This is a genomic window from Streptomyces sp. NPDC042364 (assembly GCF_056437585.1).
The window spans coordinates 1-24,586 of sequence record NZ_JBWKAJ010000006.1 but is presented as its reverse complement, the minus strand read 5'-3'; the positions used below and the strand labels follow the sequence as shown (position 1 = coordinate 24,586).

The 24,586-nt window shown below is 72.9% G+C and carries 15 protein-coding genes; 8 read left to right on the top strand and 7 right to left on the bottom strand.

Annotated elements, in window-relative coordinates:
• Window positions 1–5: 5 nt before the first annotated feature.
• Together AC067N_RS14055 and AC067N_RS14050 are read left to right on the top strand one after the other, a co-directional pair.
• Window positions 6–1,058, top strand: coding sequence for a M23 family metallopeptidase (locus AC067N_RS14055; protein WP_478679153.1), 1,053 nt, complete (start codon window positions 6–8; stop codon window positions 1,056–1,058).
• A 180-nt stretch (window positions 1,059–1,238) separates the two neighbouring features.
• On the top strand, window positions 1,239–2,183 hold the full coding sequence (locus AC067N_RS14050; protein WP_478679152.1) for an aldo/keto reductase: 945 nt from the start codon (window positions 1,239–1,241) through the stop codon (window positions 2,181–2,183).
• Between the two features lie 272 nt (window positions 2,184–2,455).
• Here the strand turns inward: AC067N_RS14050 and AC067N_RS14045 are convergent, their stop codons facing one another.
• The 4 genes from AC067N_RS14045 to AC067N_RS14030 all read right to left on the bottom strand — a co-directional run bounded on the left by AC067N_RS14045 (window position 2,456) and on the right by AC067N_RS14030 (window position 7,981).
• Complete coding sequence (locus AC067N_RS14045; protein WP_478679151.1) at window positions 2,456–3,925, bottom strand: PrsW family intramembrane metalloprotease; 1,470 nt, start codon at window positions 3,923–3,925, stop codon at window positions 2,456–2,458.
• Window positions 3,926–4,033: 108 nt separating this feature from the next.
• A complete protein-coding gene (gene trmB, locus AC067N_RS14040) occupies window positions 4,034–4,831 on the bottom strand; it encodes a tRNA (guanosine(46)-N7)-methyltransferase TrmB (protein ID WP_478679150.1) in 798 nt (265 codons plus the stop codon).
• Between the two features lie 204 nt (window positions 4,832–5,035).
• Window positions 5,036–6,247 (bottom strand): L-2-hydroxyglutarate oxidase, encoded by a 1,212-nt coding sequence (lhgO, locus tag AC067N_RS14035; RefSeq protein ID WP_478679149.1) that lies wholly within the window; start codon window positions 6,245–6,247, stop codon window positions 5,036–5,038.
• Between the two features lie 309 nt (window positions 6,248–6,556).
• Window positions 6,557–7,981 carry an MFS transporter gene (locus tag AC067N_RS14030; protein ID WP_478679148.1) on the bottom strand — a complete coding sequence of 475 codons (1,425 nt, stop codon included), beginning with the start codon at window positions 7,979–7,981 and terminating at the stop codon, window positions 6,557–6,559.
• 713 nt (window positions 7,982–8,694) lie between these two features.
• Here AC067N_RS14030 and AC067N_RS14025 point away from each other — a divergent pair.
• From AC067N_RS14025 to AC067N_RS14015, 3 genes are all read left to right on the top strand, one after another.
• Complete coding sequence (locus AC067N_RS14025; RefSeq protein ID WP_478679147.1) at window positions 8,695–10,788, top strand: asparagine synthase-related protein; 2,094 nt, start codon at window positions 8,695–8,697, stop codon at window positions 10,786–10,788.
• 256 nt (window positions 10,789–11,044) lie between these two features.
• On the top strand, window positions 11,045–11,815 hold the full coding sequence (locus AC067N_RS14020) for a calcium-binding protein (protein ID WP_478679146.1): 771 nt from the start codon (window positions 11,045–11,047) through the stop codon (window positions 11,813–11,815).
• Between the two features lie 112 nt (window positions 11,816–11,927).
• Window positions 11,928–15,374: an AfsR/SARP family transcriptional regulator gene (locus tag AC067N_RS14015; protein ID WP_478679145.1), complete on the top strand. Its 3,447-nt coding sequence runs from the start codon at window positions 11,928–11,930 to the stop codon at window positions 15,372–15,374.
• 72 nt (window positions 15,375–15,446) lie between these two features.
• On the opposite strand, the gene AC067N_RS14010 is transcribed toward AC067N_RS14015, so the two are convergent.
• Window positions 15,447–17,276, bottom strand: a complete 1,830-nt coding sequence (locus tag AC067N_RS14010; RefSeq protein WP_478679144.1) for a sigma-70 family RNA polymerase sigma factor — start codon at window positions 17,274–17,276, stop codon at window positions 15,447–15,449.
• A 280-nt stretch (window positions 17,277–17,556) separates the two neighbouring features.
• Entirely contained in the window at window positions 17,557–18,345 is a 789-nt protein-coding gene (locus AC067N_RS14005; RefSeq protein WP_478679143.1) for a TetR/AcrR family transcriptional regulator, read from the bottom strand.
• 390 nt (window positions 18,346–18,735) lie between these two features.
• Between AC067N_RS14005 and AC067N_RS14000 the strand changes: the two genes are divergently transcribed.
• Together AC067N_RS14000 and AC067N_RS13995 are read left to right on the top strand one after the other, a co-directional pair.
• Window positions 18,736–20,103 carry an NAD(P)/FAD-dependent oxidoreductase gene (locus AC067N_RS14000; protein ID WP_478679142.1) on the top strand — a complete coding sequence of 456 codons (1,368 nt, stop codon included), beginning with the start codon at window positions 18,736–18,738 and terminating at the stop codon, window positions 20,101–20,103.
• 286 nt (window positions 20,104–20,389) lie between these two features.
• The gene (locus tag AC067N_RS13995) at window positions 20,390–22,063 is read left to right on the top strand and encodes an ATP-binding SpoIIE family protein phosphatase (RefSeq protein ID WP_478679141.1); all 1,674 of its coding nucleotides are present in this window, start codon (window positions 20,390–20,392) and stop codon (window positions 22,061–22,063) included.
• A gap of 143 nt (window positions 22,064–22,206) precedes the next feature.
• Here AC067N_RS13995 and AC067N_RS13990 read toward each other — a convergent pair whose 3' ends face one another.
• Window positions 22,207–23,484, bottom strand: a complete 1,278-nt coding sequence (locus tag AC067N_RS13990) for an MFS transporter (protein ID WP_478679508.1) — start codon at window positions 23,482–23,484, stop codon at window positions 22,207–22,209.
• A gap of 144 nt (window positions 23,485–23,628) precedes the next feature.
• On the opposite strand from AC067N_RS13990, the gene AC067N_RS13985 reads away from it, so the two are divergent.
• On the top strand, window positions 23,629–24,186 hold the full coding sequence (locus AC067N_RS13985) for a MarR family winged helix-turn-helix transcriptional regulator (protein WP_478679140.1): 558 nt from the start codon (window positions 23,629–23,631) through the stop codon (window positions 24,184–24,186).
• Window positions 24,187–24,586: the final 400 nt, after the last annotated feature.

Below are 24,586 nucleotides of genomic sequence, written 5' to 3'. Positions count from 1 at the left end.
CCCACGTGGCGTCCAACCGGTCCGCGACCGAAGCCCCGTTCGTGCCGAGCCAACGCAGCAGTGAGTCCGAGACCTTCGGCTTCGGCAGCTACGACAGCGACAGCGAGGGCCCCTTCCAGGAGTGGAACCCCACCGCGGAGTCCCTCCGCCCCGTCCGCGGCCGGCACCGTGTGGCCAAGACCAAGCAGCGCGGTGGGTTCGCCCGTAGCTCCACGGTTCTCGGCGTCGGCGTCATAGCCGCCGTCAGCGGCGCGGGCATGGCCAGCGCCCAGAGCGGCAAGGCCCCGGTGGCCATCTCGATGCCGGACATGCCGAACGTGGGCTCGGTCTTCGAGGACGACGACGCCGCCGACGAGCCCGAGGGCTCCACCGCCCCGCTCAGCAGCGCCGGCCTCATCGCCGCCGACACCCAGCAGGGCGCCACCGACGCCGGCGAGGCGCTGCGCGCGCGCATCATGCAGCAGGCCGAGTCCCAGCAGGACGCGTTCGACCTGAAGGCCGCCGAGGCCGCACAGACCGCCGCCGCGAAGAAGGCCGCCGAGCAGGCCGCCGAGGAGAAGAAGGAAGCCGAGGCCAAGGAGGCCGCCGCCAAGAAGAAGGCGGAGGAGGAGGCCGCGGCGAAGAAGGAGGCCGAGCGCCTCGCCGCCCTGGCCAAGCAGTTCACGCTGCCGACCTCCTCGTACACCCTCACCTCCACCTTCGGCCAGGCCGGCCCCTACTGGTCCTCCGGCTACCACACGGGCCTGGACTTCGCCGCCCCCACGGGCACCCTCATCAAGGCCGTCCACAGCGGCACGATCACGCAGGCGGGCTGGGACGGCTCGTACGGCTACAAGACCGTGCTCACCCTGGATGACGGCACGGAGATCTGGTACGCCCACCAGTCCTCCATCGGCGTCAGTGTCGGCCAGAAGGTCGCCACCGGCGACGTCATCGGCCGCGTCGGCGCCACGGGCAACGTCACCGGCGCCCACCTCCACATGGAGGTGCACCCCGGCGGCTCCACCACCGGCATCGACCCGGCGGCGTGGCTGCGCAGCAAGGGCCTGAGCCTCTGAGAACTGCACTCGAACGGATGTGACGCCGCGTGAGGCCGACGGGCCTGACGCGGCGTTCGTCATACCGCGTCCGTCGGCCCGGCGAGTTCCCCGTCGCCGCGTGACCTGCCCCTCGACGTGTCACCCACCGTTCACGCGGACCCGGAATGCGTCCGTCCGAAACGGTGGTTGAAACAGGACATGACTTCTCTTCGCAAGCTGGGCACGTCCGACATCCAGGTCTTCCCGCTCTCCCTCGGCGGCAACGTCTTCGGCTGGACGGCGGACGAGGCACAGTCCTTCGCCGTCCTCGACGCCTACGCCGCAGCCGGCGGCAACTTCATCGACACCGCCGACTCCTACTCCGCGTGGGTCGACGGAAACCAGGGCGGCGAGTCCGAGACGATCATCGGCAGGTGGGTGAAGGCCCGCGGCAACCGGGCCGACGTCGTGATCGCGACGAAGGTGAGCCAGCACCCCGGGTACCAGGGCCTCTCCGCCGCCAACATCAAGGCCGCCGCGGACGCCTCGCTGGCCCGCCTGGGCACCGGGTACATCGACCTCTACTACACGCACTTCGACAAGCCCGAGGTGCCGGTCGAGGAGATCATCACCGCCCTGGACGACCTGGTGAAGGCGGGCAAGGTCCGCGCGATCGCGGCGTCCAACATCACCGCCGAGCGCCTCAAGGAGTCCCTGGACTTCTCGGACCGCGAGGGCCTGGCCCGCTATGTGGCGCTCCAGCCCCACTACAACCTGGTCTCCCGCGACACGTACGAGGGCGACCTCCAGTCGGTGGCCGCCGACGCGGGCCTCTCCGCCGTCCCCTACTTCGCCCTCGCCAAGGGGTTCCTCACCGGCAAGTACCGCCCCGGCACGACCGTGGACAGCCCCCGGGCCGCGGGCGCCGGCGCCTACCTCGACACCCCGAGGGGCGCCCGGGTACTCGCGGTCCTCGACGAGATCGCCCAGTCCAGGAACGCGGAGATCGCCACGATCGCCCTGGCCTGGCTCACCGCCCAGCCCACGGTCACCGCCCCCATCGCCTCGGCCCGCACCACGGCCCAACTCCCGGCGCTCCTGGCGGTAGCCGACGTCACCCTCACCACCGAGGAACTGCAGAGGCTGACAGAGGCGTCGGCGTAGCCGTAGCCCCCAGCCAGGGTCGTCCCCGACGGCGCTCAGCCGACCCGTGGCCGACGGCTCAGCCCACCGTGGCGGGACAGCCGCGTACGGAGGCGAGGGGGTGTGTCGGGGGGTGTCCGCCCGCAGCGGTTGGCGCGTCAACCCGTCCGGCTTCCCGGGCGACCGATTCCGCGCCGTTCCGAGGACGGACACCCCCCGGCGCGCCCCGACCCGCCCCACACGGCAGGCGCCCCCGCCCCGCACGGCGCGAAAGCCGCCAACGGCCCCGCCCCCTACGACCAGTACGGCCGATAGGGCACAGGCCGCACCACCGGGCTCCCCCCGTACGGCGTCTCCGGCCACCCCTGCGCTTGTCCTGGTCTCGGCCCCGGCCCGTACCCATACCCCGAGCCCGGCCCGTACCCATACCCCGAGCCCTGGCCGTACCCGTACCCCGGGCCCTGGCCGTACCCGTACTCCACGCCGTACCCGTACCCGTACCCCTGCCACGACATCGGGTGAAGCGGCGCGGCCACGCCCACCGGCACCACCCCCCGCCCCGCATAAGCCAACGCCGGCCGGGCCGGCTCCCGCCGACGCCACAGCTCGAACAGCAGCTGCCGCTCCCGCAGCACGAAGTCACCCCCGGCCCGCCCCGACCGCCCCCGCCGCCGCAGTAACGCCAAGGACGTCGCGTACGCCTCGTACTCCGCGACGACCCGGGCCCCGCCCTTCCCGAAGCGGTGAGCCGCGTAGTCCCGCGCCACCCGCCGAGCCCGCATCGACCCCAGCACGAACGGCTCCGGCGGCGTCAGCCACCCCGCCGCCGCATACACCGGCAACTCCTCCCGCACCGCCCGCAGCTCCCGCTGCCGCGTCCAGATCGCCAACCACGTCAGCAACCCGAACATCGGCACCATGAACACCGCGTAGACCGCGAAGAACCCGTACTCCCCGAACGCCGCCGACCCGTTCCAGATCGCGTGCATGCCCATCGCGAGCAGCAACCCGCCCACCGGCAGCAGTACCCGCCGGACAGGCTGCCGCTCCGCGGCGGCCGCCGCGAACCCGAATCCGATCCCCGTCAGCACGGTGAACAACGGGTGCGCGAACGGCGACATGATCACCCGCACGAAGAACGTGGCCGCTGTGACCGACGCCAGCCCGCTTCCCCCGCTCAGCTGATCCGTCCCGAACGCGGTCCCCAGGTACAGGATGTTCTCGGTGAACGCGAAACCGGTCGCCGTGACCCCCGCGATCACCACACCGTCCACGATCCCCGTGAAGTTCCGCCGCCGGAACAGGAAGACCAACAGCACGGCCGCGGCCTTCGCGGTCTCCTCCACGACGGGCGCTATGACGGTGGCGCCCAGCGTGTCGGCGTGGGACGGATCGGCCGTGGCGGTGGCTATCCACTGCGTCGCGAAACTGTTCGCCACGATCGCGATCAGCGCCGCCGCACACGCTCCCCAGGAGAACGCGAACACCATGTTCTTCCAGGGTCCGGGCTCCACCCGGTCCAGCCACCGGAACGCCGCCACGAGCAACGGCACGGGCAGCACCGCGAGCCCCAGCCCGACGAGGAACCCCTCCGTGCCGGTCTGCTCGCGGACGAGGGCCAGGATGACGAGCCCGGACAGCGCGAGCAGCGCGATGAGAGAGCCGTACTTGACGCTCTTCCGCTGCCACCAGCGCACGGGTCTGAACACACCTCCGCCGGCGGGACCGCTGTGGTGCGTCGGGTAGAGGGGACTGGTGGCCATTGCATTGACCCTAACGAGCGATGGGCGCTGCCCGCGACGCCATACGATGCGACCGGCCGCGGGTCTGAGGGGGACTGTTCGGGCGCCTATGGGGGGTTGAAGCGGTTCCTACTGATCTACGCGACGGAAGAGCAGATCGTTCACCACATGACCCTTGTCCAGTCCCTGCGCCTCGAAACGGGTCAGCGGCCGGAAGCCGGGACGTGGCGCGAACCCGCCGTCGGGCCGGGTGTTCTCGAAGTCGGGGTGGGCGGTCAGCACGTCGAGCATCTGCTCGGCGTACGGTTCCCAGTCCGTCGCGCAGTGCACGATCGCGCCGGGCCTGAGCCGTGACGCGACGAGCGTGAGGAACTCCGGCTGGATCAGCCGCCGCTTGTGGTGCCGCTTCTTCGGCCAGGGGTCGGGGAAGTAGACGCGCAGCCCGTTCAGCGAGGCGGGCTCGAGCATCTCCCGCAGCAGGATGATCGCGTCGCCGTTCGCGACCCGGACGTTGGACAGTCCGTTCTGGTCGGCGAGATTGAGCAGGTTGCCCTGGCCGGGGGTGTGCACGTCGACGGCGAGGACATTGGTGCCGGGATCGGCGGCGGCCATCTGCGCCGTCGCCTCTCCCATCCCGAACCCGATCTCCAGCACGACGGGCTTCTCGTCCCCGAACAGCTCGACGAGGTCCAGCTTCCGCCCGTCGATGTCGAGCCCCCACTTGGGCCAGAGCCGCTGCAGGGCGTCCGCCTGCCCGGCCGTCACCCGGCTCCGCCGCGGCTGGAAGCTTCTGATCCGCCGCTCGAAATGCGATCCGGCGGGATCGGCCTTGGGCCCGTCCGGAAAGCGGGGCTCACCCTTGGCTCGCGTACGCCGAAGGGAGGCACCGGAGGTGCGGGGCTCGGGAGCATTGGCAGACTCAGACACAGTGCCCTCGATTTTACTTTGGGGTCCCGCCGAAGCGGTGGTGGCCCCGGAGCCGAAGCCGGAGCGTCAGCCCGAACCAAAGCCCCGGCGCCAAGCCGGGGCCCAGAACCCGGCCCCGGCCCGAAGCCCAAGCCGAAGTGCCGAGCGGCCCCCCAGACCGAGCGCGGCCCCGCGCGGGCGGACCCCCGTCACGCGCGGGCGGAGTCACGCCTCGGCCAGCGCGGCCAGCGCCCTCCTCCCCACCTCCCGTCCGATCGGCAGCGAGGCGGTGGCTGCGGGCGAGGGCGCGTTCAGTACGTGTACCGCCCGCGCACCCTCGTGGATCAGGAAGTCGTCCACCAGTGTCCCGTCCCGCAGCACGGCCTGCGCCCGCACCCCCGCGGGTGCCGGTACGAGGTCCCCCTCGGAGATCCCGGGCAACAGCCTTCGCACGGCCGCCGTGAACGCCCGCTTGGACACCGACCGCCGGAGCTCCCCGGCCCCGTACCGCCAGTGCCGCCGCGCTATCCGCCAGGCCCCGGGCCACGCCAGCGTCGCCCCCAGCTCCCGCACCCGTACGGTCCCCCAGCCGTACCCCTCGCGGGCCAGCGCCGGCACCGCGTTGGGGCCGAGGTGCACACCTCCGTCGATGCCCCGGGTCAGATGCACCCCGAGGAAGGGGAACGCCGGGTCGGGCACCGGATACACCAGCCCCCGCACCAGCTCGGGCCTCGCCAGTTCGTAGTACTCCCCGCGGAACGGCACGATGCGCATCCCGGGCTCGTCCCCGGTCAGCCGCGCCACCTCGTCGCAGTGCAGCCCGGCGCAGTTCACGAGGACCCGCCCGCGTACGACGTCACCGCCCCGGATCCGTACGGCCACGCCCAGCGAGGCCCGTCGGTCGATCCGCTCGACCTCGGCCCCGTACCGGATCTCGGCGCCCGAGGCGGCCGCGAGCTGCCGGGCGACCCCTTTGAAGTCACAGATCCCGGTGGTCCCGACGTGTATGGCGGCCAGCCCGCGCACCTCCGGCTCGTACTCGGTGATCTGGGCGGGGCCCAGTTCGCGGACCGGTATCCCGTTCTCCCGGCCGCGCTGCACCAGGGCGTGCAGCCGGGGCAGCTCCGAGCGCTCCGTGGCGACGATGAGCTTCCCGGTGACCTTGTGGGGGATGCCGTACTCGGCGCAGAACTTCACCATCTCGGCAGCGCCCTTGACCGCGTACCGGGCCTTCAGCGATCCGGGCCGGTAGTAGATCCCGCTGTGGATGACCCCGCTGTTCCGCCCGGTCTGGTGCCGGGCCGGTCCAGGCTCCTTCTCCAGCACGGTCACCCGAGTCCCCGGCGCGGCACGTGTGATCGCGTACGCCGTCGACAGCCCGACGATCCCACCGCCGACCACGAGCACATCGCAGTCGTAAGCGCCCAGCCTCCGCACGCGCCCCACCTCCCGACTTCGATAGTGCACTGCACCACTGACAATGCCCTCAAACCCGGAAGACGTCTTCATGGCCTCGGTCACGTCCCCGCCACCGGTCGCCCCCGAAGGAGCGCGGGGAACCGCGCGGGAAACCACCCCCCGACCCGCACCCGCAAGACCACACAAACCCGGCAGCCGAGCAGACAGGCCCCTCACCCGCGGCAGCAAGATCACAGGCCCCCGGTACCCGAGCCGGCGCCCGACCCGAACCCGCAAGATCACAGGCTCCCGGCACACAAACAGGCGCCCGCCCCCCGAGCGGAGCGGCTACGCCGGGGTCATCAGCAGCGGTCGCGCCCTCTCGCGCAGCTCGATCACCCGCGGCTCGTCCCCGTACGGCTCCAGGCGGTGCAGGAGGTCCTTCACGTACTCGGTCGTGCGGGCCGAGGAGATGCGCCCCGCCACCTCCACCGCGCGTACCCCCTGCTCGCACGCGGCGTCGAGGTTGCCGGACTCCAGCTCCGCGACCGCGGACACGACGAGCCGGAGTCCGTGCGAGCGTACGAACTCCTCCGTCGGCCGCGACAGCGCCTGCTCGGTGAAGCGGCGCACCTGACGCGGCGCCTTGAGGTCGCGGTAGCACTCCGCGGCGTCCGCGGCGAACCGGTCGTAGCCGTAGAAGCCGAGCCAGGACGGGTCGTTGTCGCCGTCGCGGGCCCGCTCCAGCCACCCCTCGGCGGCCTTGAGGGCGGCCCCGGCGGCCACCGCGTCGCCCGCGCGCGCGTGTGCCCTGGCCTCGACGAGCCGGAAGAAGCTCATGGTGCGGGCGGTGGCGAGCCCCCGGTTGCGCTCCAGTGCGGCCTGCGCGAGATCGACACCCTCGTCGCCGAACCCGCGATAGGTTGCCTGCAACGACATCGTGGCCAGCACATATCCGCCGAGCGGCACGTCGGCCGCGGCGCGCGCGAGCCGTAACGCCTGGATGTAGTACCGCTGGGCGGCCTCCTGTTGACCCGTGTCAAAAGCCATCCAGCCGGCGAGGCGGGTGAGTTCGGCGGAGGCTCCGAAGAGCGCGCGGCCCACCTCGTCGGAGTACGACCCGAGCAGCAGCGGCGCGGCCTCGACCCGCAGGCACTCCGGCACCATCGACGAACGCCAGTCGCCGCCTCCGTACTTGGAGTCCCAGCGCCTGGCGTCCTCGGCGGCCTCACGCAACTTCCGCACATCGCTGTGGCCGACCTTCAGCGGCGACCCGGAGCCCTCCGCGGAGCTCGCCTCGCGCGCCACCGAACTGTCGGCCGGGGTTATCAGCCAGCGGGAGGCGGGCGTCGCGTACGCGCTCACCGCGAACGATCCGGCGAGGGACTGCCAGATGCCGCCGGAGCCGGCGCGGCGGCCCGCGAGGTCGAGGCGGTACAGCTCGGTGGCCGACCGCACGGCCTGTCCGACGTCACGGGGGAAGGCGAGGCCCACCTCGGGTGCGGGATCGGCGTCCGCCAGACCGATCTCGTGCAGCGGCACGGGCCGGCCGAGCTTCTGGCCGATGGCGGCCGCGATGAGATGCGGCGCGGCGCCCTGCGGGACCATGCCTTTGGAGACCCACCGCGCCACCGACGTCTTGTCGTAGCGAAGTGTCAGCCCGCGCTGAGCGCCAAGATCGTTGACGCGACGCGCGAGTCCTGCGTTGCTGATTCCCGCGAGGGCGAGAACGGCGCCGAGTTTTTCGTTCGGCCCGCGTTGCTCCCTGGACATGCGCCACCCCTCGAACAGACGGCTGCCGCGGCGGCATAGGCACGCGGCATTCGTAAACCCAGCGTAGTTCGCCGCATCCCAAGCGTTAAGGGGCCTAAATCCGGATGGCGGGAATGTGGTCCGTACGAAAGTACGGACAGAGTACGGACTGTTGCGGCGTGCCCCCGCTGTGTGGCCGTGCGCCTGTCCGTGCGCTCTTCTCCGGCCGGCGGGGGAGCGCTTCCATGGTCGTGCGTGGGTCGGCCCGCTGTACTGGATCCAGTGGGCTGGGGGACACCGCCGCCTACATCCCCGCGGGCGGCGGACCGGTCCGGGAGGTGAACTCCGCCTCCCGGACTGTGCGTTGACACTGAGTCGCCATCGGGGTCGGAACGGAGGGCGTGTGAATTCTGTCCCACGATCCCGATTTGGCCGAAAATCGACGGTGGGTGCGGGGGGTCAATACCCCTCCGACCACGTCTCTTGAGGGCGCGTTAGAAGTTTTGGGGGAGCGTACCGGGGGCGCATTCGCGTCGTAGACCCGGGGTCCACCTTTGTCGACCGCCCCGCTCCGGGGGCCGTTCGACGGTGTGACGGGGGAGCACTCAAGGCTCCTCAGGGGCGCACTCACCGGTGCGCAAGCCGCTCCGCACGCCCTCCACCAAGCCTCCTTCGTGGCAGCATGGGTGCCGTTCGTACGGTGCACTGGTTGTCCACAGTCTGTGGAGGCGTCGATGCGGTGGTTGGTGGGATGGAGCAGTGCCGCCGCTGGCTCCCGCGCCCTCGGCTCCGCCGGAGCCGCCGGCCCGGACGGCGAGGCCGTGCATCCGGTCGGCTCCCACCCGCTGTGGGGCGACCCCGATCCGCTGTGGGCCGTCGGCGACTGGCGCCCGGACGAGGTGCGCGTCGTGCAGGCCGACGCCCAGACCAGGATCGCCGTCCTCGGCATCTGCGGGGCAACCGACGAGCAGCTGCGCGTGGGCCTCTTCGCCGCCCGCGGCGGAGCCCTGCGCCATCTCACCGCCTGGCCCGGCAGCTACACGGCCGTCGTCCAGGTCGGCCGCCGGGTGACCGTCTGCGGTGACCTCGCGGGCGCGCGCCCCGTCTTCCACACGCCCTGGGCCGGCGGCACCGCCTACGCCACGGCCGCCCTGCCGCTGGCCGACCTCGTCGAGGCCGACCTGGACGTCGGGCACCTCGCGGCCCTGCTCGCCGCCCCCGACGTACCGGACGCCCTCCATGACTCCACGCCGTACGACGGCGTGCGCCGCATTCCCCCGGGGCATGCGCTCATCCTGCGCGCCGGGGCGCGTGAGATCGCCGGCTACGAGCCCGTCGCGTCGCTCGCCGTCGCCGCACCCGCGGCCGACCCGGCCGGCGCGGTGGACGCGGTGAGGGACGCGCTCGTAGAAGCAGTACGCACACGCCTGTCGGCTCCGCGCCACGTCCCCGACGTCGATCCGGGCCCGGTGCCCGGAATGGGCCCCGCGGAGCGCCGCGCCGCCCGCGGCATGCCGGTCCCCGGCATCGGCGCCGACCTCTCCGGCGGCCCCGCCTCGGGCACGCTCGCCCTCCTCGCCGCCGGCCTGCCCGGCGCCCCCGGCACGGTCCTGGGCCACGGCGCGGGCGCCGGCGAACGCCTCCTCGCCGTCACCTTCAACGACCTGGCGACCTCGGGCCGTGAAGCCGAACTGGAACGCGCGGGCACCCTGGCCGCCAACCCCCGGCTCCACCACGTCGTCGTGACCGGCGGTGAGGACGTCCTCCCGTACGCGGACCTCGACGTCCCGCTGACCGACGAACCGGGCCCCTCCCTCGTCATGGCGGCCCGCCACCGCGCCCGGCTCGCCGCCGGCAGCGCCGACCACTTCACCGGCTACGGCGCCCGCCAGGTCCTGGACGCCCATCCCGCCCGCCTGGCCGACCTGCTGATGGACCGCAAGCGCCGCCACCTCGTCCGCCCGGTCGCCGCCCTCGCCAGGGCGGACGGCTCGGTGATGGTCCCCGCGCGCGTGTACGGCGCCGCCCGGAAACTGGCCCGCACCCCCTACCGCGCCGGTGTGGACATCCTGGCCGACCGTCTGATGCGCCGCCGCTTCGAGGAACCCGGCGGTGCCGTGGGGGCCTCGCTCGCCGCGCTGACCTGGGCGAGACCCGGGCCCGCCGCCCGCTGGCTGACGGGTGAGGCCCTGGCCGAAGTATCGATTCGCCTGGGTGCCGTGTCGGGCCGCCCCAGCGTGGGTCCGGGCCAGCGGCCCGGCGACTTCCGGGCCCGCGCGGCCCTGGCCCGCCACGCCGCCGACCTCCGCGTACTCGAACAGGCCGCCGAGATCCGCTCCCAGCGCCTGCACACCCCGTTCCTCGACAACCAGGTGGTCCGCGCCTGCCGAGCCCTCCCCGAGGCGCTGCGCGTCCAGCCCGGCGCCCGCGCCGCCATCCTCCGCACGGTCCTGGAGGGCGCCGGCGTCACCGGCCTCCCGCCCGGCTGGGGCGCCCCCTCCCACGCCGCCTCCGCCGCCGCGGCCCGCACCGGCCTGCGCGCCGCCGCCGACACACTGATCAGCCTCTTCGACACACCGCTCCTCGCACAGGCCGGCCTGGTGGAGGCCCGCGTGGTCCGCAAGGCGCTCCGCGCGGCCGCCGCGGGCGAGCCCCTGCCCCTGGACGGCCTCGCCGACCTCGTCTCACTGGAACTCTGGCTGCGCCGCCTCCTCTCCCGCCGGGGCACCTGCTGGACGGGCACCCCGGCCAGGCAGCGCGCCGTGCCCGCCGGGATCACCCCCCAGCAGGGCGCCCTGGGCGCGGGGGCGACGGCACGACGGGCGTAAGGGTGTCCCGTGGCCCCGGCGTCGCGCGCTGATCCACCGGGGATCACGGGACAACCCTTGGGGAAGGCGGCCGGGATCTGAGGCCCGGGCGGCGAAGCGGAATCCCAACATCCGGACGTGTGCAACCAACCGGGCCCGTCGGCGGTCTCCTTCGCGATCGGACAGACGTCCGGCTCCCCGGCACCTCACGTGCACGTACGCGCCCCCCGACGCAGGGCACACACGAGGTGCCCGTGACCCTTGTGCCTGGAGAACCATGCGTACACGTACGGCCGCGGCCGCCACCCTCGGCACCTCGGTGCTGCTCTCGCTGCTCGCCCCCGCCGCGGCCCACGCGGACACCGCGAAGGGCGACACGGTCTTCACCTCGGTGGCCTTCAGCAAGAAGACCTTCACTGTGGGCGTCAGCGCGGCCCGGACGGTCACCGTCGTCGCCACCGCCAAGGACGGGTCGGGCATGCAGGGCATCCTCGGCGCCAAGCTGGTCAGCTCCGACGACCGGATCGTCCACGCCCAGGCCGCCGACTGCACGCGGCCCACCTCCACCACCATGAAGTGCGTGTTCCGGTTCACCCTCGACCCCGACCGCACCGACTACTACGACCTGAAGAACAGCTCGGCCGGCACCTGGCGCTTCACCGCCGAGGCCGTCGCCAAGGACAGCGACTTCTACGACCTGGAGACCAGCGCCACGTTCCAGGTGAAGCGCCTCGCCAAGCTCGCCTCCACCCAGGCCGGCCCCGAGCCGGTGGCCAAGGGCGCCAAGCTCACCGTCACCGGCGCCCTGACCCGGGCCGACTGGAACACCAACACCTACGCCGCCCACGCAGGCCGCTCCGTGGCCCTCCAGTTCAAGAGGTCCGGCACGTCCACGTACACCACGGTCAAGACCGTCACCACCGACTCCGGCGGCAAACTCCGTACCACTGTCACCGCAGGCACCTCCGGCACCTGGCGCTGGAAGGCCACCTCCACGTCCACGACGAGCGGGGCGACGGCGTACGGCGACACCGTGACGGTGAACTGACCGCGGCGGCGCGCTCCGGAGGGGAACCGCGGCGGCGCGCTCCGGAGGGAAGCGGACGTGCAGGGGCGGTGGCGGCGGGAAAGCCCCCGCCCACCCCGGCGACAATGGCCCGGTGCGCTACGCGATCCTGGGGCCCGCCCGTGCGGAGGACGACCAGGGCACCCCCATGCCCCTCGGCGGCCCCAGACTCCGCGCACTCCTCACGGCCCTGGCCCTCCGCCCCGGCCGCCCCGTGCCCGTCCCCGTCCTCATCGACGACATCTGGGCGGCCACCCCGCCCGAGGACGCCCCCGCCGCCCTCCAGGCCCTCGTCGCCCGTCTGCGCCGAGCCCTCGGCCGGCACACGATCACCTCGGAGCCGGGCGCCTACCGCCTGGCCACCACCCCCGCCACCGTGGACCTCCACGCCTTCGAGCACCTGCTGAAGGACGCCCAGGCGGCCCTCGCCCAGGACGACCCGGCCGCCGCGGCCACCACGCTCCGCGAGGCACTGTCCCTCTGGCGCGGCCCGGCGCTGGCCGACCTCCCCGACCGCACCGCCGCCGCCCGCCCCGAGGCCCTCCACGCGGAGGCGACCCGCACCCGGATCGAGGCGGACCTCCGGCTCGGCCGCGCTCCCGACCTCCTACCGGAACTCCGGGAACTCACGGCGACGCACCCCTACGACGAGCCCCTGCACGCCCTCCTGATCCGCGCCCTGCACGAGGCGGGCCGCACGGCGGAGGCCCTGACGGCCTACGAGAAGGTACGCCGGTCCCTGAGGGACACCCTGGGCACGGATCCCGGCCGCGACCTGCGCACTCTTCACGCCGTCCTGCTCGACCCGGAGGCGGGCCGCTCCCCGTCGAACGGCTCCCGCCCCAGCTCTTCCCCGAGCCACGGCTCCGCGGGCGACCACTCCGGGGCCGGACGCCCCGCGACTCCGCGGCCCTCGACCCCCCACTCCAGAACCGGCAACATCCGCCCCCGCCTGACCTCCTTCGTGGGCCGGGAGCGCGAACTGGAGGCCATCCGCACCGACCTGCGCAGCACCCGCCTGGTCACCCTCACCGGACCCGGCGGCTCCGGAAAGACCCGTCTCGCCGAGGAGGCCGCCGCCGCCCACCCCCGGGCATGGCTGGCGGAGCTGGCCCCGCTCGACCGGCCGGAAGCGGTGCCGGGGGCGGTGGTCAGCGCCCTCGACCTGCGCGAGACGGCCCTGCTCACCCATGAGCCGGGGGCACCGCAGGACGACCCGGTCGCCCTCCTGGTGGAGCACTGCGCCCAGCGCGACCTGCTCCTGGTCCTCGACAACTGCGAACACGTGATCGAGGCTGCCGCGGAGCTGGCGGAGACACTCCTCACCCGCTGTCCCGGCGTGACGGTCCTCGCCACCAGCCGGGAACCCCTGGGCGTACCGGGCGAGACCGTTCGCCCGGTCGAGCCCCTCCTCCCCGCCCCCGCCCACCACCTGTTCGCGGACCGGGCCGCCTCCGCACGCCCCGACGCGGACACCGTGCTGCGGGCCGACCCGGAAGCCGTGGACGAGATCTGCCACCGACTGGACGGCCTACCCCTGGCCATCGAGTTGGCGGCCGCCCGGCTGCGACTGCTCACGCCCCGCCAGATCGCCGACCGCCTGGACGACCGCTTCCGTCTCCTCACCTCGGGAAGCCGCACGGCTCTGCCGCGCCAGCAGACCCTGCGAGCCGTCGTCGACTGGTCCTGGGACCTGCTGGACGAGTCCGAACGCACCGTGCTGCGCGAGGTGTCGGTGTTCGCCGGCGGCTGGGACCTCGGGGCGGCGGAGGAGGTCTGCACGGGCGGCGCCGCGGTCGCCGACGTCCTCGGCGCGCTGGTCGACAAGTCCCTGGTCCTCGCCACGCCGTACGAGCACGACACCCGCGTCATGCGCTACCGCATGCTGGAGACGATCCACGAGTACGCCACGGAACGTGCCGCCGAGACCCCCGCGCTTCGCGCCGCGGCCGAACTCCGCCACACCGCCTGGGTCCGCGCCCTCCTCGCCGAGGCCGAGCCCCGTCTGCGCTCCGCCGACCAGCTCCCCTGGATCCACCGCCTGGAGACCGACCTGGACAACATCCGGGCCGCGCTCCACCGGGCCCTCACCGCCGCCGACGAACCCACCGCCACCCACCTCGCCCTCTCCATGGGCTGGTTCTGGTGGCTCCGCAACTTCCGCCAGGAGGGCGCCCACTGGGTGGACGGCATCCTCCGCCTGGGCATCACCCTGGACGAAGCAGCGCGACCCCACCGCCCGCACACAGGCGCGGAGCACCGCGCGGCACGCCATGCCCCTCCGACCGCGGCCACGGAAGCCGGCGCCGTGGGAGGGGAGGACCGGTGCGACGGCGGAGCAGAGGCCGCCGACCCCGTCACCGCCTTCCTCGCCGACCCCGACCCCGCCCGGCACCCTCGCCACCATCCCCGCATGGCCCTGCGCCTCCTCCACCTGGCCCTGATCGCGCAGTCCGGCCCCATCGGCGTGCCGAACGACCCCCACGCCCGCGCCTACGTCGCCCGCCTCAGAGCCCTGTCCGGCCACCCCGGCCCCGCCGCCGCCCGCTTCCCCGGCCTGGTCTGGCCCCTCACCGCGTACATGCTGGAAGGCGCCGCCACGGTCGACATCCGCGCCATGATGGACGAGGCGGTCACCAACTGCCGCGAACACGGCGGTGACTGGGAACTCGGCTTCACGCTCATGCTCCGCACCCACATGCTCGTCGACTCCTCCGGCAACATGCTCGGCGTCGAGGACGACCTCAGCGAACTCCGCGCGACGGCCGACCGCGTGGGCGACCGCTGGATGCGCGCCCAGGTGCGCAGCGCGGCGGGTGAGGCGGCGATGGCCCGCGGCCGTCTCACCGAGGCGAAGGGCGAGTACGAGGAGGCGCTGCGGCTCGCGTACGAGGTGGGCGCGAACGCCGAGTCACCGTTCCTGATCGCCCGCCTCGGCGAGATCGCCTACCGCTCCGGTGACCGCGAGGCGGCCCTGGCCGCCCTGGACGAGGCCACCACGGCCGCCGACCGCTTCGGCGTCCCGGACTCCCGTGTCTTCGCCGGTCTGCTCCGCGCGCGTATGGCCCTGGACGACGGCGATCACGTCCACGCCCGCGAACTGTGGCGGTCGGCCCACGACGAGACCCGTCGCGGCACACCGCCGCCGCAGTTCAAGGCCTTCCTGGACCTGGTCGACGGTCAACTGACAACCGCCGAGTCGGGCCCGGCGGCGGGGCTGCGCAGGCTCACCGAAGCCCTGCGGACCGCGGTGGACAACCGCTGCGCCGAGACGGTCATCGCGGCCCTGGCCGACAGCACGGCGACCGCACTGTCCCGGCTGGGCGACCACGCACGCGCCGTACGCCTGCTCACCGCCGCGACCCGCTGGCGCGGCGACGACCCTTGCCCGCACCCGGAACACGACGAACACGAACGGATCCGGACCGCCGCCCGTACCGCCCTCGGCGGCCCCCGCTACGAGGCCGAGGCCGACCGGGGCAGGTCCCACTCCCCGCTCACGGCCCTCGACGACCTGACGCAGTCCCCCGAAACGCTCTGATGCCTCCGGACCCTGCTTGGGTTCTGGAACGACCGCCCGGGAGCCGCGGCGTCCCCGCCCGCTCCCGGTCCCCTACTCGCAGCTGAACCGCGCGTCCCCGCCGTCGACCAGCCCCGACTTCCACGGCCGCGCCGCACCGCCGTGGACGGAGAAACGCGCCTTGCCGTGGCCGAGCGTCACGTCGAAGCCCACGTGGGCGTCGTACGACGTGCACCGGCGGTTGATAACGCCGGCGACCGAGGAGCGGGCGTGGACCGTCACCCCGCGCGCCTCCCGCTTCTCCGCGACCGACCCCCCGTACCGCTGCCAGACCCAGCCGCTCCCGCCGAGCCGCAGCTCGATCCCGGTGCCGTCACCGAGGAGATCGTGCCGCTGCTCGCGCGGCGGGTGCTCGACCGGCGGAGCGGGCACGGACGTCGGCGGGGGAGGGGGCGTGGGCGACTGCTCGGGCGGCGAAGGGGCCGACGTGTGGGTCGGCGCCGGGGTGGGCCGGGCCGTCAAGGGCGGCGAGGGAGACCTGGACGGGTCCGGCGGCGCAGGGGGCGGTGCGGAAGCCTTGGTCAGAGGCGCCTTGGCCAGGGGTGCCTCGGCCAGGGGCGCCCCGGCCGGTGGCGCTCCGGACCCGGGCTCCTCCGCCGGAGGCTTCGACGGCGCCGGCTCGGGGGAGACCTCCGCGGCCCGCGAGGGGGGCGGCTCGGCCAACGGCTCCCTGTCCGGGCCCTCGTGACCCGCCAGCGCGAGCGCCACCGCCGCGGCGGCCAGCCCGGCGACGCCCACCGCGATACCGGCCTTCGCGGGCGCGCCGAGCCCTTCCTTCGCGGCCCCTCCGCCGGCCCCCGCTGCACCCGACCCCCCGCTCGTCGCCGAGGCCGCGCCCGCACCCGCGCCCGCGCCCCCGGCGACGATCGCGGCGGCCTTGGCGTACCCGGCGGGCCCGAGCCACCCGATGACCGCGAGCGGTACGACCGCCGGGATCCCACCGGCGACTTCCTTGATCTGCCAGGCAGCCGCCCGGCACGCCGCGCACTCCTCCAGGTGCTTGCGCAGCCCCCGCTCGGCCCGTTTCCGCAGTGTGCCGCGGGCGTACGCGCCGAGCCGCTCCGCATGGCGCCCGCACTCGGCCGAGCCGCCGGCGAGTGAGGCACTCACATGGGCCTGGAGGTACGCCTGCTTGAGCCCTTCCCGTGCCCGGCTGGCGAGGACCCGGGTCCCGTTGGCGTCCAGCCCGAAGAGCACCGCCACCTCACCCGGCGACTCGTCCTCGACCTCCGTGTGCCACAGCACGGCCTGCCACCGCTCGGGCAGCGACCGGAAGGCCCGCATCGCCATCGACCGCTCGGCCTCGCGCATCGCCCGGACGTCCGCGCCGGGGGCGACGGTGCCGTGGTCCGAGGCCTCCGTGCCGCGCGCCGCCTGCGCCGCGAAGACCGCGAAGTCGTCGACCAGGTGCTCCCGTCGCGCGGAGGTCGTCCAGCCCGCGGCGACCCGCCGCACCGAGGTGAGCAGATAGGCCCGTGCGGCGTGCTCGGGCCCGGCGCCCCCGCGTACGGCCTGGAGCATCCGGGCGAAGACCTCGGCCGTCAGATCGTCGGCGGTATGGGCGTCCCGGCAGCAGGTGCGGGCGTACCGGCGCACGGCCTCGGCATGACGCCGGTACAGCTCCTCGTACGCCGAGTCCTGGCCCGCCCGCATCCGTTCGATGAGATCGACGTCGGACGGCACCCGTTCGGTGTCCCGCTCCCGGGGAGGCGGCGACACCCCCGAGTCGTGCCGCTCCCGCTGCGCCGGAACCTCACCACGACCCCCCTGGCCGGGCACCTGAGGCCGGCCCCGCCAACCCGCCCGCGCCCCCGGAATCCCGCCACCCTCACCCAGCGACTCGTCCCGCCCGCCAACACCCATCGCGGAAGCCCCCGCCGCCTGCCGACCCAGTCCCTGACACCGAGTCACCCTGCCATATTGGCTTTTCTTCGACCCCCGCTCCGAACGGCATATCACCCGTCCGAGCGTCCCCCCAGTCCCTGGTGCGCCCCGGCAGGGGCGCGGACAGGAACGGGGGCCGCAGGGGCACGCCCCCAGGTGACGGGAAACCGGAAGGGGAACGGGCAGGGGAACGGAAGGGGGCGGCGGGGGCGAAGAGCCCCACACCGCCCCCAAGAGGTGGCGAACCGCCCCGTCAGGCTCAAGCCGGCCGAGACCGAAGGCCCTCCAGCAAGATGTCCAGCAACCGAGCCGAAGCCGCGGCCTGCTGCGCCGCGTCCGGCAGGGACGGCGCCGCCGTGGCGATCACCAGCAGCACATCGGCCACGGTCACGTCCTCCCGCAGCTCACCCGCCGCCCGAGCCCGTTCCACCAGCTGCCCCACGACCTCCAGCAGCGCCGCGGCCCCGGCGTCGTCAGCAGGCCCGGAACCCACCGGTACCGCCGACGCGTCCGGCGCCACCAGCCGCAACTCGGCCCCCGCCGACTGGACCCGCTGCTGCGGCACCCGGTGCTCGTCGACGAGCCCGCCGGCCCCGCCCTCGGTCCCGTCCTCCGCGACCCCGACCCGCAGCACCTGCGGCGGCAGCAGCCGCCCGGCACCCGAGGCCACCGACGTCCGCAGGAAGCGCGACAGCGCCGACCACGGGTCCTCCTCCTGCCCGAGCGCCACCCGTGCCTGGTCGGTGAGCCGGGACGTCTCCTCCTCGGCTATGCGCCGGACCAGGACGTCCTTGCTCGGGAAGCGCCGGTACACCGTGCCCACGCCGACCCGCGCACGGCGGGCGACGTCCTCCATCGGCGCGCCGTAGCCCAGCTCGCCGAAGACCTCGCGCGCCGCGCGCAGCACGTGCTCGAGGTTGCGCTGTGCGTCCACGCGGAGCGGGGTCGACCGCGACCCGTCCCCGCGTCCGTTGCCGCCCGCCGTGCCGATCGCGCCGCTGGGCGCGAGAGCGGAGGCGGACGACCAATGAGAGTCCTGAATATGCATATGTGTTCCCCCGGTAATGACGTCTCCCCCCGGAGACTCTCCCCGTCATCGGAAGCCGGAGCGGCGGAACGAGCGTTCGTGGTCCTCCACGGCCGGGAGCCTGAACCCGACCGCATCCCTTGAACGCATCCCCCGTGCACCCCGTCGACACACGAACATAGTTGAGAGGGAGTCAATTCAGAAGGGGCACGTTCCGCACGGAGCGCCCCTCGATCGGAGTACGGACGGTTTAGGTACCTTTTGCGCCCCCTAGCGGCACCGGGCTCACACCATCTGACCTGCGCACCTGCCTCTCACTCCGGTGAATCGGCCAACCCCGCGCCCCCGCGGCGACCGGTCACACAAATTGCCGGGGCTGTGGACAAACCAGCGAGAGAGGTGCGTCATGGGATGGTGAAGGAACGGATGCGCATCCTCATCGTCGGCGGCGGCTACGTCGGGCTGTACACCGCGCTGCGTCTGCAGCGGCAGCTGAAGCGGGAACTGAGCAGCGGCGACATCGAGATCGTCGTGGTGTCCCCCGACCCTTATATGACGTATCAACCCTTCCTTCCGGAGGCCGCCGCGGGCTCCATCTCGCCCCGCCATGTCGTCGTCCCCCTGCGCCGTGTCCTGAGCCAGTGCAAGGTCGTCATCGGCGAGGCCACCGAGATCAACCACGCCAAACGCGTCGCGACCCTCACCACCCTCGCCACCGAGGAGGAGGGATCGAGCGCCGAGCAGCTGACGTACGACGAGCTCGTCCTCGCGCCCGGCTCGATCTCGCGCACCCTGCCCGTCCCGGGTCTCGCCGACTACGGCATCGGCTTCAAGACCGTCGAGGAGGCCATCGGCCTGCGCAACCATGTCATCGAGCAGATGGACATCGCCTCCTCCACCCGCGACCCCGCGATCCGTGACGCCGCCCTGACCTTCGTCTTCGTGGGCGGCGGCTACGCCGGAGTGGAGGCGCTCGGCGAGCTGGAGGACATGGCCCGCTACACCGCGCGCTACTACCACAACATCAAGCCCGAGGACATGAAGTGGATCCTCGTGGAGGCCTCCGACCGCATCCTCCCGGAGGTCGGCGAGGAGATGGGCCGCTACACGGTCACCGAACTGCGCCGCCGCAACATCGACGTACGCCTCCACACCCGCCTCGAATCGTGCGCCGACCGCGTCGCCGTCCTCAGCGACGGGGCCCGTTTCCCGACTCGTACGGTCGTCTGGACCGCCGGTGTGAAACCGCACCCGATCCTGGCCGCCACGGACCTCCCGCTGAACGAGCGCGGGCGCCTGAAGTGCACTCCCGAGCTGTCCGTCGAGGGCGTCTCGCACGCGTGGGCCGCCGGCGACGCGGCCGCCGTGCCCGACATCACCGCGAGCGAACCGGGCAGGGAGACCGCGCCCAACGCCCAGCACGCGGTGCGCCAGGCCAAGACGCTCGGCGACAACATCGTCCGCTCGTTGCGCGGCCGGCCGCTGGAGGCGTACGCGCACAAATACGTCGGCTCCGTCGCCTCCCTGGGACTGCACCAGGGAGTGGCGCACGTCTACGGCCGGAAGCTGAAGGGCTACCCCGCCTGGTTCATGCACCGCGTCTACCACCTCAGCCGGGTACCGACCTTCAACCGCAAGGCCCGCGTGCTCGCCGAGTGGACCCTCGCCGGGCTGTTCAAACGGGAGATCGTCTCCCTCGGCTCACTCGAACATCCTCGTGCGGAGTTCGAACTGGCTGCCGGTGGAAAGGCTCATGAGGACCCGAAGGGGTCGTCCTGACCGGATTCAGGAACTCCAACGTTCAGGCCGACGTCTGACGGATGTCGGCCTGGTCGGACAGACTGGTCCGCGACATGATCCATGATCCCGGGCGGAACCACCCTCCTGCCCGGTCAGGACGCGACGAAGCACCGTACGAAGCACCCCCGAAGCACCCCCGACGCACCCACTCGCCACCCCCCGACCAGGCGTCCCCCACCGCTGCACCCCGGAGCACACCCCCGGACCACCGGCCGGATCCGGAGCCGGCCGCAGACAACACCACGAGGCACGAGGCAAGGATTCGGTGAACTTCACGCGCTGGAGCGCCCGGCTCCCCGGTACGCAGCGCCGCGCCGCAGCGCGGACCGAACACACGGTCACCCCGGACCGGCGGGGGGAGGGCGCCGTGCCCGCGGCCCGCGCCGAACGGCCGAGCGACGACCCACCGGACGACACCCTGCCCGTGCCCGCCGTCGACGACCTCCCCACCCGCGAGATCCTCGACCGCATCCCGGCCCTCGTCGCCCTCGTACACGGCCCCGACCACCGCACCGCCTACGTCAACGACGCCTACGTCGCGGCCTTCGGCCTACGCCCGCTGGGCGCACCCGCCCGCGAGGCCCTCCCCGAGCTGGAAGCCCTCGGCCTGCTCCCGCTCCTCGACCAGGTCCTGCGCAGCTCCCGACCCCGCACGGTCAAGTCCCGCAAGGCCCCCGGCGGCCGCTCGTACACGATCACCTGCACCCCGGTCGACGTCCCCGGCGGCACCGAGGCCGGCGAGGGCGGTGTCCTCATCTTCGCCGCCGACGTCACCGACCACGCCGAGGCCGCCGAACGCCTGCGCGCCAGCGAGCGCCGCCAGCGCGAAACCGCCGTCACCCTCCAGCGCTCCCTCCTCCCGCAGGAGCTGGAGGAGCCGGACGACCTGCGCATCGCCGCCGTCTACCACCCCGGCGGCACGGAGACCGCCGTCGGCGGCGACTGGTACGACGTCATCACCCTCGGCGGCGGCCGCACGGCCCTGGTCATCGGCGACGTCATGGGCCGAGGCGTACGCGCCGCGGCCGTGATGGGCCAACTCCGTACGGCGGTCCGCGCCTACGCCCGCCTCGACCTCCCCCCGCACGAGGTACTCCAGCTCCTGGACGGCCTCGCCATGGAGATCGACGCCAACCAGATCGCCACCTGCGCCTACGCCGTCCACGACCCCAACGAGGGCCGCCTCGTCTACGCCTCAGCCGGCCACCTGCCGATCCTCGTCCGCGACGAGAACGGCACGGTCCAGCGCGCCGACGAACCGATCGGCCCACCGCTCGGCACCGGCGGCTGGATGCACGCCTCCGGCTCGATCCCTCTGGGCCCCGGCTCCACAGCCGTCCTCTACACGGACGGCCTGGTGGAACGCCGTGACGAGGACCTGGACGAGGGCATCGCCGCGCTGGAAAGAGCCCTGGCCGGCGCCACCGGCACGCCCCAGGTGATCTGCGACCGCCTGGTCCGCGCCACCGGCGTCACCGCCGACCACGACGACGACGTCGCCGTCCTCGTCCTCCAGCACCCGTCCCGCAACGGCCCCGACGGCGAACTCTTCCGTAACGCCGCCCTGGAACTCCTCGGCGGCGTGGAAGCGGCCCCCCGGGCCAGAGCGTTCGCCTCCGGCGTCCTGACCAGCTGGCGCTTCCCGCCCGACCTCCACGACCTGGGTGTCCTCGCCGCCAGCGAACTGGTCGCCAACTCCCTCCAGCACGGCACCCCGCCCATGCGGCTGCGGCTGCGCCGCACCGACCGGCGCCTGATCGTCGAGGTCACCGACGGCAACGACCACCTCCCCCGCCGCCGCAGAGCCGAACCCGGCGACGAGTCCGGCCGAGGCATCTCCATCATCGCCACCATCGCCTCCAACTGGGGCAGCCGCCGCACGCCCGGCGGCGGCAAGGCGGTGTGGTGCGAGTTCGCCCTACCGCCCGCAACGCCGTAGGGGCGGGCCGCAGGGGGCCGTCGGCGGAGGCTGCCCGCCGAAGAACACCCAACCCCGGGCTACCGGGCGCCGAAGCGGGGCCGAAGGGCGGCAGCCCCTGGCCGACGGGACGGGACGGGTAGGCGCGGCGGAGGCGAGAAGCGTCAGGCCCGAGCCACCGCGGACCCGACCCCCGAAGCCCCACCCCGAGCAACCACCCGACTCTGCCCGGAACCCGGCAGATCCTGCCCCACCGTCAGCTCCCGCCCCAACCGAACCGCAAGCACGACGATCCCAAGGGAGAACCCCAGAAACACCACCACATACGCCACATGCCACGACGCTCCCATGGGCCCGCCCACCGCCGGCCCCACAGCCAGCGCCAACTGCTTGACCAGCGCGAACGCGGAGTTGTACTGCCCCGCCATCCCCTCCGGCGCAAGATCCGCAACCAGCGGAGCAACCGTCGGCGACAGCATCGCCTCACCCAGCCCGAACAACGCGTACGTGGACACGAACGCCGCCGTGGCCATCGCCTGGCTCACCTGCCCCAGCCCCGCGACCCCGGCCACACCCCACGCCACGGCCCAGATCAGCCCGACCGCCGCGATCACCCGAGAACGCCGACGCCGCTCCACGAACCGCAGTACGACGAACTGCGCGATGACGATCACGGCGGTGTTCGCCGCCAGCGCCGTGCCCAGCGCGGACGTCGATATCCCGGCCGCCTCGACCCCGTACGCACTCAGCCCCGACTCGAACTGCCCGTAGCAGGCGAAGAACAGCACGAAGCCCAGCACGGACAGCTGCACCATGGCCCGATTGCCGAGCAACTGCTTCCAGTTCCCCTTGGCCGCCCCCGTCGGCAGGTCCCCCATCTTCGGCGCCCGAGGCATCCGCATGGTCGCCATCACACCGACGAGCAACAGGAACATCGCCGCCTGTATGGAGAACAGCAGAGTGAAGGACGCCGCGCGCGTGGCGTCCACGAGGTGCCCGCCTATCAGCCCGCCGACGCCGAGCCCTAGGTTCTGCAGAAAGAACTGCGTCGCGAAGGCCCGCGACCGCGTCTCCACACCGGAGCAGTCGACGATCATCGTCGCCAGTGCCGGCTGCATCACGGCCTGCCCGGCCCCGAGCGCAGCCGCCGACAGCAGCACGCTCATCGCACCGGCGGCCAGCCCCAGGCTCAGAGACCCGACGGCAGCCATGACCAGGGCGGCGAGCAGCACCGGAAGCGGACCGCGCCGAACTATGGCCCGTCCGGCGAACGGCAGCACCACGAGCGCGGCCACGGCGAAGATCGCGAGCACGAGCCCCGCCGTCGTCGCACCGAGATCCCGCACCTGCGCCACATAGACGTACAGATACGGGACGGTGAAGCCGAGTCCGAACGCGCCGAGCGCGTTGCCCACATGAATCCGGCGCATCGCTGCGCCCATCCCCCTGGTCACGTTCACCTGCCTAGGTATGGGAAGCCCTCACCGGAAGCGTTAGACGTGAAGACTTCGAAGCTAAACTTAGAACCTAAACACTACACCTCGAAGGACTTCGATGCCAAGCGGGGGCGTGCCATACTGCGGCTCATGGGCGACACCCCGGGCAGCAACGGCACCGCCGAGCCGACACTCGAAGAGCAGATCGCCGCGTACCAGCGCGAGTTCCAGGACCTCGACCCCCAGGTCGAGAAGATCGTCTCGGCGCTCTCCCGCCTCAACCGCCGGATGAACGTCGCCTACGGCCGCCAGACCGCCGCGCTCGGTATCAGCAACGCGGAGTGGGAGGTCCTCAAGGCCCTCGTCCTCTCCGGTGCCCCGTACCGCATGGGCCCGAGCGACCTCGCCAAGCGGCTCGGCCTCACCCCGGCCGCCATGACCCACCGGATCGACCGCATGGTGGCCGAGGGCCTGGTGACGAGAGAGCGGGACGAGAGCAACCGGGTCCGTGTCATCGTCGAGCTCACCCCCGACGGCCGGGAGAAGTGGCTGGAGGCCATGCGCCTCGCGTCGGTCTTCGAGGAGGATCTCCTCCAGGACCTCTCTCCTCTGGAGCGCACGGTCCTCGGTGAGGTCCTGACCCGACTCCTGCGCCGTGTCGAGGACGCCCAGCCGGACGCCGGCGGCCGGCTCAGCGACCTCGACTGAGGTCGTACGCGGGGTGGCCGAGGTTTGGCCACGGGCCACCGAGGGGATGCTTGACAGTCCACCCGCAGATCCGTAGAGTTCTTCGGGTTGCCGCGGAGCCGTAACGGTTCTGCGACAGCACCTCCGCCGCTGAAGCGGCACCAAACCAACCAGTGTGATCTCCCAACCGGGATGAATTCGGTGCGCCCGAATTCAATTCGATTTGGGTTCGACAGGCCCGATTGGGAACTGCCGAGCGGATCCGCTAAGGTTTGGGACGTCGGAACGGCCCAACGGCCGTGAAGACAACTCCCGCTGACTGGGAATCAGGCCCGAAAGGATCTGATAGAGTCGGAACCGCCGGAAAGGGAAACGCGAAAGCGGGAACCTGGAAAGCACCGAGGAAATCGGATCGGAAAAC

Bases quoted from the DNA above. Each gene is read 5' to 3' on its own strand.
- AC067N_RS14045 (WP_478679151.1), bottom strand. From the start codon at position 3,925: ATGGCCACCAGTCCCCTCTACCCGACGCACCACAGCGGTCCCGCCGGC.
- AC067N_RS14000 (WP_478679142.1), top strand. From the start codon at position 18,736: ATGGTGAAGGAACGGATGCGCATCCTCATCGTCGGCGGCGGCTACGTC.
- AC067N_RS14020 (WP_478679146.1), top strand. From the start codon at position 11,045: ATGCGTACACGTACGGCCGCGGCCGCCACCCTCGGCACCTCGGTGCTG.
- AC067N_RS13985 (WP_478679140.1), top strand. From the start codon at position 23,629: ATGGGCGACACCCCGGGCAGCAACGGCACCGCCGAGCCGACACTCGAA.
- AC067N_RS14005 (WP_478679143.1), bottom strand. From the start codon at position 18,345: ATGCATATTCAGGACTCTCATTGGTCGTCCGCCTCCGCTCTCGCGCCC.
- AC067N_RS14010 (WP_478679144.1), bottom strand. From the start codon at position 17,276: ATGGGTGTTGGCGGGCGGGACGAGTCGCTGGGTGAGGGTGGCGGGATT.
- AC067N_RS14030 (WP_478679148.1), bottom strand. From the start codon at position 7,981: ATGTCCAGGGAGCAACGCGGGCCGAACGAAAAACTCGGCGCCGTTCTC.
- AC067N_RS14025 (WP_478679147.1), top strand. From the start codon at position 8,695: ATGCGGTGGTTGGTGGGATGGAGCAGTGCCGCCGCTGGCTCCCGCGCC.
- AC067N_RS14050 (WP_478679152.1), top strand. From the start codon at position 1,239: ATGACTTCTCTTCGCAAGCTGGGCACGTCCGACATCCAGGTCTTCCCG.
- AC067N_RS13990 (WP_478679508.1), bottom strand. From the start codon at position 23,484: ATGGGCGCAGCGATGCGCCGGATTCATGTGGGCAACGCGCTCGGCGCG.